Source organism: Paenibacillus amylolyticus, from assembly GCF_047302515.1.
Lineage (GTDB): Bacteria > Bacillota > Bacilli > Paenibacillales > Paenibacillaceae > Paenibacillus > Paenibacillus amylolyticus_G.
Map to the genome: position 1 here is coordinate 3325350 of NZ_CP168019.1, position 13960 is coordinate 3339309.

Annotated in this window: 13 protein-coding genes; 1 reads left to right on the top strand and 12 read right to left on the bottom strand. The window is 48.1% G+C overall.

Translation table 11 applies throughout. The features are described from left to right. Positions 1-159: 159 nt before the first annotated feature. The 7 genes from ACDJ59_RS14155 to ACDJ59_RS14185 all read right to left on the bottom strand — a co-directional run bounded on the left by ACDJ59_RS14155 (position 160) and on the right by ACDJ59_RS14185 (position 6582). Positions 160-852 (bottom strand): ArsR/SmtB family transcription factor, encoded by a 693-nt coding sequence (locus ACDJ59_RS14155; protein WP_413409541.1) that lies wholly within the window; start codon positions 850-852, stop codon positions 160-162. 133 nt (positions 853-985) lie between these two features. Continuing rightward, a complete protein-coding gene (locus ACDJ59_RS14160) occupies positions 986-2275 on the bottom strand; it encodes an MFS transporter (protein ID WP_413409543.1) in 1290 nt (429 codons plus the stop codon). A 261-nt stretch (positions 2276-2536) separates the two neighbouring features. Next, positions 2537-2812 (bottom strand): barstar family protein, encoded by a 276-nt coding sequence (locus ACDJ59_RS14165; protein WP_076318557.1) that lies wholly within the window; start codon positions 2810-2812, stop codon positions 2537-2539. A 14-nt stretch (positions 2813-2826) separates the two neighbouring features. Further along, entirely contained in the window at positions 2827-3267 is a 441-nt protein-coding gene (locus tag ACDJ59_RS14170) for a ribonuclease (RefSeq protein WP_036609184.1), read from the bottom strand. A gap of 268 nt (positions 3268-3535) precedes the next feature. Then, positions 3536-4543, bottom strand: a complete 1008-nt coding sequence (locus ACDJ59_RS14175) for a Gfo/Idh/MocA family protein (RefSeq protein WP_413409545.1) — start codon at positions 4541-4543, stop codon at positions 3536-3538. Positions 4544-4545: 2 nt separating this feature from the next. Beyond that, positions 4546-4920: a helix-turn-helix transcriptional regulator gene (locus tag ACDJ59_RS14180; RefSeq protein ID WP_036609188.1), complete on the bottom strand. Its 375-nt coding sequence runs from the start codon at positions 4918-4920 to the stop codon at positions 4546-4548. Positions 4921-5433: 513 nt separating this feature from the next. After that, positions 5434-6582, bottom strand: coding sequence for an acyltransferase (locus ACDJ59_RS14185; protein WP_413409546.1), 1149 nt, complete (start codon positions 6580-6582; stop codon positions 5434-5436). A 74-nt stretch (positions 6583-6656) separates the two neighbouring features. Here ACDJ59_RS14185 and ACDJ59_RS14190 point away from each other — a divergent pair, with 74 nt between their 5' ends. Continuing rightward, entirely contained in the window at positions 6657-7049 is a 393-nt protein-coding gene (locus ACDJ59_RS14190; RefSeq protein WP_413409548.1) for a YidH family protein, read from the top strand. A gap of 177 nt (positions 7050-7226) precedes the next feature. On the opposite strand, the gene ACDJ59_RS14195 is transcribed toward ACDJ59_RS14190, so the two are convergent. From ACDJ59_RS14195 to ACDJ59_RS14215, 5 genes are all read right to left on the bottom strand, one after another. Beyond that, on the bottom strand, positions 7227-7832 hold the full coding sequence (locus ACDJ59_RS14195) for a general stress protein (RefSeq protein WP_221825175.1): 606 nt from the start codon (positions 7830-7832) through the stop codon (positions 7227-7229). An 865-nt stretch (positions 7833-8697) separates the two neighbouring features. Then, positions 8698-11217 carry an ATP-dependent helicase HrpB gene (hrpB, locus tag ACDJ59_RS14200; RefSeq protein ID WP_413409549.1) on the bottom strand — a complete coding sequence of 840 codons (2520 nt, stop codon included), beginning with the start codon at positions 11215-11217 and terminating at the stop codon, positions 8698-8700. Positions 11218-11361: 144 nt separating this feature from the next. Then, a complete protein-coding gene (locus tag ACDJ59_RS14205) occupies positions 11362-12168 on the bottom strand; it encodes an SDR family oxidoreductase (RefSeq protein WP_017689067.1) in 807 nt (268 codons plus the stop codon). 183 nt (positions 12169-12351) lie between these two features. Then, complete coding sequence (locus ACDJ59_RS14210) at positions 12352-13194, bottom strand: protein phosphatase 2C domain-containing protein (protein ID WP_413409551.1); 843 nt, start codon at positions 13192-13194, stop codon at positions 12352-12354. A gap of 10 nt (positions 13195-13204) precedes the next feature. After that, the gene (locus ACDJ59_RS14215) at positions 13205-13957 is read right to left on the bottom strand and encodes a vWA domain-containing protein (protein WP_017689069.1); all 753 of its coding nucleotides are present in this window, start codon (positions 13955-13957) and stop codon (positions 13205-13207) included. Between the last annotated feature and the right edge of the window lie 3 nt (positions 13958-13960).

A 13960-nucleotide genomic window follows, 5' to 3' on the forward strand; every position in this document is an offset into this window, starting at 1 on the left:
AAATTGATTGATTCCATAGGCTGCTCCACCATTAGCCTTCCTTATCACGCATTAAAAAGCCGCCATTGGGCGGCTTTTTCTAGTTTTCTCCATAACAGTCTCTCACGTTTGCGGTTACTTGCTTCCAGCGATAAGGCTGAACCCATGTATTCCATCCGTTTATTCTTCCGACTCACTACCAGATGATGCAGATTCCTGCCGCTTAGACACAGATCGAGACTTTTTCGTAGTTGCTTTGTCCTTATCAGACGTAGCTTTCTTTTTCTCTTTTGCATTAGTCTTAGAAGCAGGTATTTTCACTATAGGTTTGGAGAGAGCAGAGAATAACTGAAAAACCTCCTGTTCCCCTTGCCGATTCTCTTTTGTTGTATAGGGTTCACAGAGTTTTATGATGTTTTTATACAACTGCTCTACTTCCTCACGGGTTGCATACAGCGTGATGTCCGAGAGAAACATTCGATCTTCATTTTCCGCCTGGTGCATGAATCGCTGACGACTCTGTTCGAACATCTCATTTAATAATTTGAGTGTCTCGGACCGAAATACCTGTTTCAATGGAGAGTTTTCCTTATCTTCATCTTCGTGACGGAGATGGATCTCTCCGGTGAACGGTTCGTAGTATTTTGCGATAATCCCATTAATCTCACGTGTGGAAACGATCGTCAGCAGACCAATTTTCTCCAGCTTTTTTACATGATAGTGAACTTTGGCTGGTACCTCACCCATCTGGTCGGCGATTTCTTTGACAGTGGATGGTCTACCCTGCTTGTTAAACATATTCATAATCTGTATCCGATACGGATCGGAGTAGATTTTAATTTCTTCAATTGTTGAAAGAACCTTGTGCGCCATCCCTGTATCCTCATTTCCGGGGTACCTGTTGTCCATCCATGTCTCTATTATACCGCTGCGTCAGGACTTCGGTCAAAACGAGCCAGAAATGACTTGATACAGAAAATCGGCTTATGATCACTTCTGAATATCTTCACAGAGCACTTCGAAAACTTTTGCTAAATAACAGCATACCTGCTGACATGGCAAGCATAATACCAAAGACGATAAACAGAACAGGCATGGTCATCCAATCTGCAAGTGCTCCCGAAGCCAGACTCCCAAGTGGTGCGACACTCAAGACAAGCATACTTTGAAGGGCGTACACTCTGCCTAGCATCTCCGAAGGGGTAACTTCCATAAGATAGGTTGCCAGCGGTGTTGTAGCCAGCGGAATCCCCATACCCATCAGTAGACAAAAGGCCGCTGCAACCGGTAGTTGGAAGGAAGTCATGTAAGCGGGTAGTGCCGTCATCGCGTAACTGAGACCCAACATGACAATACCGCTTATAACCAGCACACTTTTACGATAATTCGCTCCCCTTTGCGTCAACCATACACCACTAAGCAACATCCCCCCCACCATCAGCCCACTGAGCAGACTTAATCCCCCAGCGCCAGCATGCAACGTTTCAATGACATAGGGTGTACGGAGAACATTAAACGGCATCAGGCAGAAATTAACGAAGGCAAACAGGATGGAGACAATTAACAATAAGGCATGTTTACGGAGAAAATGAAAAGCTTCCGCCATTTCGGAGAATATACTACTTTTGTCGGATGGATGAGAATTCATTTCATATGATGTTTTATCTTCATTGTTAGCAGATGTTAGGACTTCAGGGTAGCCTACTCGGCTCATAATTAAAGCACTTAGCGCAAACAACCCCGCATCAATCAGGATCGTCCAGGCAATGCCTATTGTAGCAATAAGGGCACCCGCCACTGCAAGTCCTGCGAGTTCGGCCACTCTGGTTGCGGAAGAGGACATGGCATTACCCGAAAGCAGCATTGATGGGGGAAGCAATCGGGGGACACTGGACACTTCCGCAGGAGTAGTGAAGCATTCCAGCAAAGAAATCAGAATTGTAATGACAAACAGATGCCAGACTTCAAGTTGGCCCAATCCAAACAGCAGAGCTGTAATACCCACCAACAACCCGCGACCCGTATTCGTAATCACAATCACTTTTTTGGGAGACATGCGATCAACCAAAGCCCCGGCGAACAGTCCCAGAAGGATATTGGGCAAAAAATTCACCGCCAGCAACGTACCCATCAGCACTTTCGAACCGGTTAGAATGTACACCATCCAACTGTAAGCAATGGAATCAATCGAATCACCAAATCTGGATACAACTTTACTAAGCATAAATTGCATGTACGGTCTGATTCGTATTAACTCACCCATACCTTGCTTGCCAACTGCTGTGTTATCGCTCATCCCTTTTCACTCCTCAACGTTAAAATATTTTTCATGTTAATTTTATTTTAACGTAAGTTATGCAGAAATCAATACCTCCGTGAAAATAATTTTAACGACAAGTAAGTAAAGTTATAGCTCGCTATTCTTTCAGATGATTCGTAATCAACACAAAGACTTTTTTAACAACCTTTTTGGGCAACCTCTATAACACAAAAAAAACAGACCACATGTGGTCTGCTCGGCTGGACGTATTGTATTTGAACTGTCTTTATTTGCTGCCTACTTCTCAACAAGCAATTGAAATCCAGCCTGTTCAGCCTGTACCTCCAACATCAAATCACGTACCCGGCCTGCTTCATTCCCCAGTCGTTCTTCGCTGATTTGGTAGTTGGTCCATTTTAGCTCAAGTGGAAGTTCAATCGTACCCGTCAGACAATCCCACAATGCATCGAGATTACCGCCATAAAAATCCGGCAGTTTAAGCTTAACCTTTAATTGTTGATGAAGTTCAACGCTACTAGCAAAGTCTTCTCCATCCAGAATCACGGTATTCATGGCTGCTCCTTCCTCTATTTCAAACGTGTAAAGGATGCATAGTGATCTGTCGTTTTGTAGATAAGTCCATCATTGGAGTACACAATCCGATCCGAATTACGAAAGCCGGAAGTATAGTTAATATCCGCTTCGCGCCATGTACGTCCGCTGGCCGAAGGCAGCAGCCCTTCCCGATTGCCAAATGTGTCCCCACCGATGCTTTTCCCAGGAGCTACTACAGCCAAGTTTCCTTTTGACGCTACCCAGCCGAGCCCAGTTGCCTGTGATTTGGTAATAAAGTTACATGGCAACGTTCCGTTTGCACTCAAATAATTTGCTACACCCGTAAACGTATTGATGATGGTACATGTTGCAGCAGATGCCTTCTGCTGTGCGACTGGAGTGAACTGTGAACCTGTGAGGAAAACAAACGTTAACAACAATGCCAGTAATGCGGTGGATATCAACTTTTTCATCAATCCGGCCTCCCGATCCCTCAAAGTAGATGAACGTTGTCACGATATGCGTTCTGCAAGCTGTAACAGTCTAGTTGTATGTTCTGCTAGATTATAGTAAACAAGTCATCTCATGACTATTTATATCACATCATTTTGGTAGAAATATCAAATGAAGACGTTTAAATTGTAAAATATTATAATTGTAACATTTTAAGACAGAAAAAAGACTCTCATCCCTGAAGATGGAGTCTACTTTTCTAGTATGTTTAAACTGATTTGACCTAATCTAATCGATCAATTGCACACGTTGACGAGTTCGAGCCGATTCCAGGCATGCATCAATAACGCGCATGTTTTGAATGGTATTTTCCGGACTGAAAGGTAAGGCCTCTCCTTCAAGCACAGCCGTTGCAAACGTCTCCACCTGAAGCACATAGGAATTCGACACGGATACACGTTCCTCACGACTGACCGAATCCGTGTGTACAATAATCTGAGGTGGAATATCACTGTTCTCCCAGCCAAATACTTTTGGCAGTTCAATCCGCCCTTCCGTCCCGAGAATCTCCATCTCCGCTCGACCTGAAGCCCACATACCACAGTCAAAAGTTAAAGCTACCGAATTCGGAAATTCTACCAGTCCCGACGCCATCATATCCACGCCATCATGCTCGTCCGAGAATAGAGCGTGAACTGTTACCGCTTCCGGTTCCTGTCCCAGATACATCCGGGCTGCCGAGATCGGATACACGCCAAGATCGAATAACGATCCGCCGCCCATCTCTCTTTTGAACCTTACATTTTCCTTGTCATCAGCGGTATTACAGGTAAAGTTACCATGGATGGCTCTAACGATGCCAATCTCTCCACTAGCTATAATCTCTTGCACACGTCTGTGCTTGGGATGATATCGATACATAATTGCTTCTGCAAAAAGAACACCTTGCTGATGACATACCTCAATCATTTCTGTCGATTCATCTGCATTCAGGGCAGCCGGTTTCTCACACAACACGTGTTTGCCAGCCTGTGCCGCTTTGATGGTCCATTCTTTGTGCATATGGTTAGGCAAAGGAATATAGACGGCTTCAATGTCCGGATCAGCGATGAGCTCTTCATAACTGCCATACGATCTGGCAATGCCGAGTTCTTCAGCAAGGGTTTCCGCTTTTTCCTTACTACGGCTGGCAATCGCCAACACCTCACCGCGTTCGGACTGCTGTATCGCCGGAATGACTGCATTTTTGGCAATGGTTGACGTACCGAGTACACCCCACTGTAACTGTCTGTTCATGCTCATCTTCCTTTCGTACCGTAATTGTCCTCTTCTGCCTTGTGTAACATGCCGAGACAACGATCCAGGTCCGTTTTGACCTGTTTCTTGTATAACTCAGCTTTTTCCGCACCATCATCCGTAAAATGATATAAAACGATTTCCTGAAAATCGACCTTTGGATCGTTACCCTTCAGCTTCTTCGTTCGATAAAAAACACCTTGCTGTACCAATTCATGCAGTGCCCGATATACCTCGCTCTGGGGTGGTACATAACCGTAGTCTTTGAATTCCTGCTTCATCGCCTCCAGCATCTCGTAACCATACCCCCTGTGCTGTTCAACCATCGTAATCAGATACAGCTTGATAAATGCCCGCTGTGCAATCATAAAAGCCACGTTCTTTCCCCTCCTGTCAGAACTTATATATCTAGTATTATAAAACTTATGTTCGGGTTCTGCCATCTTTCTCCGCTTTGCCCCCCTTTTATCTATCTTCAAGGAGGGCGAGCAAGAAATCGTGTGAATACGCTTTGACCTGGGGGAAGCACGGAAAAAGGTTTGCTTTTGTGACTTTTTCATGTAATGAAATTTTAATTTATATTCAAAAGAATCAATTTCATAATACTTTTAGCTGCTTCAATCAAGGCTGGATATAGATCGAAACGGTTCAATTTGTCTATATCCAGTTACAGAAATCCATTTTTAGTGAGTTATGAAATTGATTCGAAAGTTTGTTTATTTCAGGGCTCAGGGAGTCGTGTGCAAGAATTTTAATAATAAGAAAGACTGTGCAGAAGCTGTAAAAGCTGTAATACCTGTGCTCCTGTATCTTGTGTCCGTATACTCTACTCCCTTATACTTCTGTACAGCTGTGATGATCTATTATGAATTTTTCATATGTTGATGTTTTCATTTATTTCGGACAGATTTCGGTACGGCTCCCACAATCCATTTGCCCCAGCTTACACGCGAGATAAGCCATGTCACTACACAGGATAATGTAAGAGCCAACAACCAGGTGATGATCATTCGGACGACAGGGTTCCAACCCATAGCAACGTAAAACAACTCATCCGGAATGTAGCTATACCGCAGCATCAACATATGCATCAGATAACCGCCATACGATACACCACCAATCCATCCCAGCAATCGTGTAGCCCTGAGGTTATGCAGTTTTCCGGCCAACTGGTACATGACCATAATGGAAGCGATCAGAAAGAGTGCCATATCAGGGCGGATCAAGCTGACCGTGTAGAACGTAATTTTGATTCCTTCCGGCTTCTGAAACTCTAGCATTAATAAATAAGTAAACCGCAGACCCAGAACAATAAACACTGTCCAGTATATCCAGCGCAATCGATGAATCCATTCATTCCAGTGCTGGACGGATAACCCCGCTACTGCACCAAGTACAAAATAAATAAAAAAATAGAGGAAATTGCGGTCTGCATACGTTGTAAAAGCATCTGTCAGCACCGGGATATTCAGCCGTTCCATGAACTTGGCGATGTTTCTTAATTGATCCGCAAGTACAAGATACACCACACCAGAAATCAATAATGCGATCAAGCGCCCCTTGGCCTCATATCGGTTATATACATAACGAATGGCATGCAAAAAGAGCGGAAATAACAGATAAAACTGAATCAACATAATGATGTACCAAAAGTGTGAAGTCGTTTTGCCCGTAAGCAACTTCAGGCCTAAGTCTGGGATGTCATTCCATCCAAATCCGGTCCAACCACGCGGTGCAAGTGTAAAATAAATGAGTGACCAGATCAGATAAGGCACGATCACGTCGTTTACTCTTTTTCTCATGAACTGGCCATAGTGCAGCTTGTCTCCCGTGTTATAAAACAGCACCATCCCTGTTATGAATATGAATAAAGGAACTGCAAATTTGGAGAGCATCAGCAGTATGGCCAGTAACACGCCATCCTCCAGTCTCGTTTCCGGGACTAATGAGTAATGTGCGATGGAATGCTGGAGAACCACCGCTCCAAAGGCGATTCCCCTTAAGCTCTCTATTTCTGTAATTCGTTCTTTGCGAGGCATACCTTCAGCCATCCTTTCTTGGTTTTACGATAAGAGATATAATGAAAATGAATCCGTATATTTAATGAACGGAGTTGATTCACATTTCTTCCACAGACAAAGACGTAACCACTACCGATTCCAAGTATGTCCAGCAACATCTGGCTAACGAGCGAACTTTTCTGGCCTGGGTACGCACCGGTATTGCCATGGCGGGCATCGGCTTTCTTGCTGCCGGATTTGGCTTCAATTCGTCGGCGTATGATCAACTTGCACATATTGCGGCGATTATTACGGGTATCACTTCTCTGATTGGCGGCATATCCATCATTGTATATTCGGCAGCAGCCTATCATCGGAAGCGTACACAAATCAATGAACAGACGTTTCAGGCATCGACCGGATTAATCCGGTTCCTTACCATGATGCTACTGGTGATTGGACTCGCTTTGGCTGTACTGTTATATGTATTGTTATTCCCTGCTTGACTGGGTAAAAACACCATCCGTCATTATTGACACCCACCCATATGCAACACAGGGACAAAAGCCGGCTTCCCTTAAGGAAACCGGCTAATGACCATCTGGTGGATCATATATGTCATTCCATTTTACAGATATTAAGTCATTGGGTTTTATTTCATATCAACCGAATTCGCGGCAAAATTACAGGAATGTATTGTTACCCAATCGCGTTGCCTTGGTTTGGGCTTCCAATCTGCGTTCTTCCATATCCAGATCCGGACGCTCGGCTGGCACATCTCCGCGATGAGCTGCTTCGGCTCTGTCTCGATTAAGCTGGCTGTTTCCACTGAACACATCATACACATCGGAGTCCCGATCCGTAGAATCTACGAGCAGCAGGATTTTACCATTCTGTACATACTCCTCATACTGTTTAGCGTCCTCTTCCGGAATACCAAGACCCACAAGCCCCCCCACCAATCCGCCAGCTCCCGCACCCACAGCTGCACCGGTAAATGCTGCTGCGATAGGGCCTGCGGCCAGAATCGGTCCTATGCCGGGTATGGCTAGTGCACCGATACCTGCGAGCAGACCGGCTACGCCACCAAGGACACCACCTGTTGCTGCACCAGCAGCCACGCCTTCAGGGGCTTTGGTACCTGTCTCTTCCCGAATTGCCTTCAGTTCATCCCGATCCTGTGTAACAACGGAGATTTCGTCTGAAGTGAATCCTTGTGCTTTCAGACCCTCGATAGCCTGCGATGCTTCACGTTCTGTATTAAACACACCTACGATTTTCTTCTGCATAGTGAATCCCTCCTCATATTATTGAGTGGTTCGCTATGTTATTACCCGCCTAAGTTTCTTTTAAACGCTAGCAAGTCAATTTACTATGTGTTGATAGCAAATAATTGCTGAGGTTCATTCCTTTTTATTCCTCATCAGGGTGTGCCTTCAAACTCAGGCATGTGATACTTTGTCAGGCATGCTCTACGTTGAAGGACGTGGGCGTCCAGAACATCTTGAAGTCCAGACTGGCTGATCCTGGCGAATTGTCCAGACGATTTTCTAAGGAACCGAGGACGTCTTATTTAGCCTCCGGGTCCTCCTTTTATTTTGTAAGGAACATGAGACACGTTATTTACCAAAATCACCTGAAAAACCCGTTGTAAATGGCTGGTTATTCAAATATAAGGTGTTTCAAATTCCTTAGATTGCTGCGGGCGCTTCAAATCGCTGAATAAGACGTCACAAGTTTGTTAGCGCTCCGCTCCATGGTTCTGCTCCATGTTCAGCTCCCCAGGCACGTGCAGTTACACTTCGGCTTCGGCAGATTTGAAGATACGCTCTGGGGTGTGCCTTCAACCTCTAAAAAAGCAGATTTTGCCAAATTATCGTTCCATGCTGGAAGTTTTCAGCAGGCGTGCCGGAGCACGTCAAGGGAAGGTAACGCAGCATGGAGCGAAAAGGCAAAGTGACGTAACATGGGGCGAAAAGGTAGTAAAGATGCACGTTAGCGAGTTTTGAGACACGTCCTGGTTAAAGGGTGATTCTTAAAGACAGAGAATGATTCGATCAGCTACAAAACTGACTGTTGTTCAGCAAAGTCTAACCTGATAACGCGCCCTTTGGGAGCCAAATCGTTGATATTTGAAAAAACGAAATAATTCATCTATTTCCCCCGTGGTTTGGCCCGATTTGTGGCGACCGCTTCAAGTGGATTATCCGGCCAGTAATGCTTCGGATAACGACCTTTCAGGTCTTTTTTGACGTCAAAGTACGTCTCTCGCCAGAAATTCGCCAAGTCTCGTGTGACCTGTACAGGTCGCTGAGCCGGTGATAATAGGTGGATTGTCAACGGGACTCGCCCACCAGCTATACGCGGTGTCTCCTGTTGTCCAAACATCTCCTGTAATCTTACCGCCAGCGCCGGGTCCTCTGGACGACTGTAGTCCACAGGAATACGTGAACCACTGGGCACCTGTATATGCGTCGGCGCTTCATCGTCCAGTTGTTGTCGTTGCGTCCAGCTCAGGCCACCCAGTAATACATCTTGCATCGACAATCTCTTGAGGTCGGCTGCTGATCGCATGCCTGTCAGATAAGGGGTAAGATGTTCTGCCAACTCTTCGGTCAGCTCATCTTCGATCAGGTCAGGCCACTCAGGTAGATGGAGATGCAGGAACCGCAGCCTGTCCGCAAGTTGTCTGGATGTTTTGGTCCAGGGCAGGCAATCCAGCCCTTCCATTCGTATTCCGGTTAACAGTGCTTCCAGAACCTGATCTTCAGGTGGCTGTGCAATACTGCTCTCTTTAATCACAAGGGCTCCAATACGAAGTCTCTTATGTGCCCGCACGCTGCGGGTATTGGAATCCCAAGCCACTTGCACTTCATCGTGCAGCAAGTGCTGACCTGCCTGCAACAAGGTCTGCTCCTGCAACGGCGCAGCCAGCAGGATGCGAGCATCTGCGCCCTGGTCGTCTGCCTCGGCTGCGACCAGATACGCTGCACGGCTCAGCGATTCTGTCGCTGCGAGCCTTACGCCGCGGCCGCTGCTCAGCAGATAGCGGCCGTCCTCCCGGCGTTGCCCGATCCGGTCTGGATAGGCGAAGGACAGCAGCAATCCGCAGCTGTCCTCATCCGGCCTTACCGGATCGGCCGCCGGGCCGAGCGCCGAGCGCAGCTGGCGGCTCTCCTGGAGCATGCGCCGCACGGCCGCGCCGTCTGCGACAGCAGCTGCCGCTTGCGGCATGCCGCTGCTGTCAGCGGTCAGCAGCGCCTCTACGCGCGGGCGGAGGTCCGTGCCCGCGCCTGCACTGCCACTGCTGCGGAGGCCGGCAGGCTCCTGCAGCAGTGCCGCCAGCATGCTGGCGTAGCTGGCCAGCCCAAGCTCCGCTGCGCGGAGCAGCATGCTGGCCAGTCGCGGATGCACGCCAAGCGTGTTCATCCGCCGCCCGAAGGGCGTGATGCGGCCTGCGTCGTCCAGGCCGCCCAGCTGGCGAAGCAGCGCCTGTGCCTGGCCGTAGGCGGCGTCAGGCGGGGTGTCCAGCCATTGCAGCTCTGCTGGGGACTGGACACCCCAGACGGCAAGCTCCAGCGCCAGCGGTGCAAGATCCGCGGAGGTGATCTCCGGGCGAGCTGCCTCAGGCAGTCCCCCGTGAACCTCTTCGCTCCATAGCCGGTAACACACCCCCGGGGCAATTCGCCCCGCACGCCCCCGCCGTTGATCGGCTGACGCCTTGGACACCGGCAGGGTGACAAGTCGGCTCATGCCTGTGCGCGGCGAAAACGCCGATGCACGACTTAGCCCTGCATCCACCACAATCTTAACTCCAGCCAGTGTGAGACTGGATTCCGCAATGGAGGTGGACAACACAACTTTGCGCGAGCCCTCGGCCGCCGGGCGTATAGCCTCATCCTGTTGTTCCACCGGCATACTGCCATACAGGGAATGAACTTTCACATGTCCAGGAAGAGAACCATTTGATAACTCCCGCTCTGTACGGTGTATCTCTCTAGCCCCTGGAAGGAAAACAAGCACGTCCCCCTCCTGTTCGGCTAATGCCCTGTTCACCGTCTGAGCCGTGAATTGTTCCAGAGGCATAGCTGCCGGTCTCGGTACATATCGAGTTTCCACCGGAAACGTGCGTCCGGGACAGTGAATTGATTTTGTACCTTCGCCAAGCAATACACAGACGGGAACAGGATCAAGGGTCGCCGACATCACCAGCAATTTCAGATCTGGACGTAACATCGCTCGCGATTCCAATGTCAGAGCCAAGCCCAAGTCTCCGTGTAAGTGACGCTCATGGAATTCATCAAATATAATCATTGCCGTGTCCTCAAGCCCCTGATCCTGCTGCAACATCCGGGTCAATACCCCTTCCGTCACAACTTCAATGCGTGTCGCCTGACTCACCCGGGTATCCATGCGTACACGATATCCTACAGTCTGACCCGCCTTTTCCCCTAGCGTAGCCGCCAGTCTCGATGCAGCCGAACGCGCAGCCAGCCTTCGGGGTTCCAGCATAATGATTTTCCGCCCCGCAACCCACGGCTCCTCCAGCAAAGCCAGCGGTACAACAGTTGTTTTCCCCGCCCCCGGTTCTGCAATTAACACACCTGTATCTTGATACCGAAATAACTGTCTTAACTCAGGAATAACCTCTTGTATCGGTAACTCTATATGCATATGATCGCTCCTAATGAATGTACCCTACTGCTCTTCAGTATCTCTATTCGAATGTTAGCATTATAACAAAAAAAGCCGTTCCAGAGGAACGACTATCGCAGACACACTTATCTAACCAAGATGGAAATTATTCAGAACGCTCCCTTAGCTGAGCAATGACTCGGCACCATCAATAACAATCTCTGCTCCGGTAATATGTCTGGATTCGGACGATGCGAGGAAGCTTACCAGATCGGCAACATGTTCAGGCTGACCCGGCCCGTCCGCAAGTGGTTGCTGTCCTTCCGGAAACTCCATCGGAATAATGATCTGTTGCAGATCATCCGTTTTGACCGTGCTTTGATCGATATTCGTCGCAATTGCTCCTGGACAGATCACGTTCACACGTATCTTGAACTTCGCCAGCTCCAGCGCAGCCATCTTCGCAAAAGCAACCTGCCCTGCCTTAGACGTGCTGTACGCCGACATGCCAAAGCTTGAGAAGCGTTGATTGCCATTAATCGAACTCGTGATGATGATACTGCCGCCACCCCGTTTTTTCACGTGAGGCAATGCATATTTAATCGTGAAAAATGTACCATTCAGGTTGGTTGTAATAATCTGCTGCCAATCTTCAACCTGAATCTCCTCAATGGGCGCCGATACACCGTTAATGCCCGCATTGGCAAAAACAATATCCAAACCGCCGAATAACTCAACGGTTTCCAGTACAGCCTTTTCCACACGTGCCGGGTCGGAAATGTCTACATCAAATGCTCTTGCCGCACCGGGGTGCAGCGCATTAATCTCTGCTTCCGTTTCCGAGATCCGATCATTCACCAGATCAAACAATGCAACATGTGCACCCTCTTTAGCCAGCTTGACCGCAGTGGCCTTCCCAATCCCGGATCCTGCTCCGGTAATAATCGCAACCTTACCCTGGAACCGTGACTTGCCGTTATGTTGTGTCATTATCCATCCCACTCCTTCATTTTAGCAATTATGTAAGAATGTACGTTCAAGCTCAAAATCAATTCTTCACAAGATTACCCAAAAAGAGTGTCTTTTAAATCAACACCAACAAGTTTTTTCACAGTTGATCTTTGCCGCTGTCACAGCTTCATCAGGATCGATCCACAACTTGATATCCCACACTCACCATTCCAGCTCAATGAAAGCGGCATCATCTTCAAGACCGCCGGTATGTGTAGCATCCAGTAGTACCTGAATGTGTTCATCCGGGACATAGGCTTGAATGGCATCCAGATCATTTAATCCATCCGTATATAACTGGAGCCGTAGCGAATCTCCTGCGGACCCTTTCATCTCGCAGATGTGCGGCTTACCACCAACAGGTCCTTCAAGTGTAGACCAACGCTCATTTGTCTTGCAGTGAGTCTGAAATAATTCAGACTGTTCCTGACCATTACGCCACAGGCGAATACGGGAATCTCCTTGCCATGCTAACCATACACGGCTTTTGCGGCCGCCTCCCGTGAGCTCGATCCGCCCACACACATACATGGCCTGACTGCCCCGACTTCGCTTTTCCATCAACACTTCACGCAGCAACAAAGGGGAACTTTCCAGTGGCTGTAATTTCTCCAATTGCTCCGATGCGGGAAGGGTTAGATCACGGAGAAGACGCTCAACACCCTCTACCGTTGTGTGTTGCGTCGTTTCCAACCAATCCAGCAAAGCGTTCCCCAGAAAACGCGCTGCAAAATCGCCCAGGTAACTCATGCCTACGCCATCACACAAAACAAAATTGCAGACATTTCCTTTCATACGTACCGCAGCAAAGTCCTGTCCGGTATCTCCCTGATGTACCGTCTCAGCCGCTCTGCCATAACCATATCTGCACTTAAATGTGCCCTGATAGCGAGTTAGCGGCTGTTCCCCGGTCTGTACACTCACATAGCGAAAGTTGCCATGCCGTTGCTCGGCATGGCCCCCCTTATCTCCAGCAGACAATGTTGCCAAACGCATCGCTCTCATGATTCCCCTCCTATCTCACAGGCGTAGCAGCGGACATCTGGAACCCGATTGATACCAATTCTGCACATGTACCTGGCAGCATCATGAGTGCACCGGGTGCAAGCAAATAATCAGCTTCAACAAGCATTTCCCGATAACTTTCGGGCAGAACGGATGACATATTCCGCAGCTTCTCTCCATGCTCATCCTGTAGATTCGTTTCCGAAGAGATTCCCTTCCATCTTCGAGGTTCAGCAATTGGCCCTTCCAGCAGATGATCCGATATAAAAATATTCTCGACCAACACATTGCCGTCCGGCACACTCATGCCCATGATTCTTTTGGCAATCGGCTCGGGATCTTCACCTGTAGCCACCCCATCGGTCATGTGGCATACAAGTGGCGCAGGACAATCCTGCATATTCGGAATTTCGGCCTGTAGAATCTTTTCCGCCTGCAGGAAAGCCTTCGCAGAATCTGAAAACCGTCTCGGTGTCAGGTCAGGCAAAGAACCAACTGCAGCGATCTCGTCAATCCCTTTGATTCCGTTCAACAAGTCATATACATCATCGCTGTAAGCCAATATGGCTATACGATAGCGAGGTGTCAGACGATTTCCCTTGGTAGAGCGAAATACCATTTGGCGGATCGCGAGAGATAAGGCATCATAGACGACGTCAATCCGTCGACGATTTTCCAGAACCATGTTCATGGAGGCGCTAATATCAATTAAATATATAATAAGTGCAGGTGTACGCTGTGATGCTTGAATCGTGTAGTTCATCTA

What these genes read in the sequence shown, in the direction of transcription:
- ACDJ59_RS14155 (WP_413409541.1), bottom strand. Translation starts at nt 852, where the DNA reads ATGGCGCACAAGGTTCTTTCAACAATTGAAGAAATTAAAATCTACTCC.
- ACDJ59_RS14160 (WP_413409543.1), bottom strand. Translation starts at nt 2,275, where the DNA reads ATGAGCGATAACACAGCAGTTGGCAAGCAAGGTATGGGTGAGTTAATA.
- ACDJ59_RS14165 (WP_076318557.1), bottom strand. Translation starts at nt 2,812, where the DNA reads ATGAATACCGTGATTCTGGATGGAGAAGACTTTGCTAGTAGCGTTGAA.
- ACDJ59_RS14170 (WP_036609184.1), bottom strand. Translation starts at nt 3,267, where the DNA reads ATGAAAAAGTTGATATCCACCGCATTACTGGCATTGTTGTTAACGTTT.
- ACDJ59_RS14175 (WP_413409545.1), bottom strand. Translation starts at nt 4,543, where the DNA reads ATGAACAGACAGTTACAGTGGGGTGTACTCGGTACGTCAACCATTGCC.
- ACDJ59_RS14185 (WP_413409546.1), bottom strand. Translation starts at nt 6,582, where the DNA reads ATGCCTCGCAAAGAACGAATTACAGAAATAGAGAGCTTAAGGGGAATC.
- ACDJ59_RS14195 (WP_221825175.1), bottom strand. Translation starts at nt 7,832, where the DNA reads ATGCAGAAGAAAATCGTAGGTGTGTTTAATACAGAACGTGAAGCATCG.
- hrpB (WP_413409549.1), bottom strand. Translation starts at nt 11,217, where the DNA reads ATGCATATAGAGTTACCGATACAAGAGGTTATTCCTGAGTTAAGACAG.
- ACDJ59_RS14205 (WP_017689067.1), bottom strand. Translation starts at nt 12,168, where the DNA reads ATGACACAACATAACGGCAAGTCACGGTTCCAGGGTAAGGTTGCGATT.
- ACDJ59_RS14210 (WP_413409551.1), bottom strand. Translation starts at nt 13,194, where the DNA reads ATGAGAGCGATGCGTTTGGCAACATTGTCTGCTGGAGATAAGGGGGGC.
- ACDJ59_RS14215 (WP_017689069.1), bottom strand. Translation starts at nt 13,957, where the DNA reads ATGAACTACACGATTCAAGCATCACAGCGTACACCTGCACTTATTATA.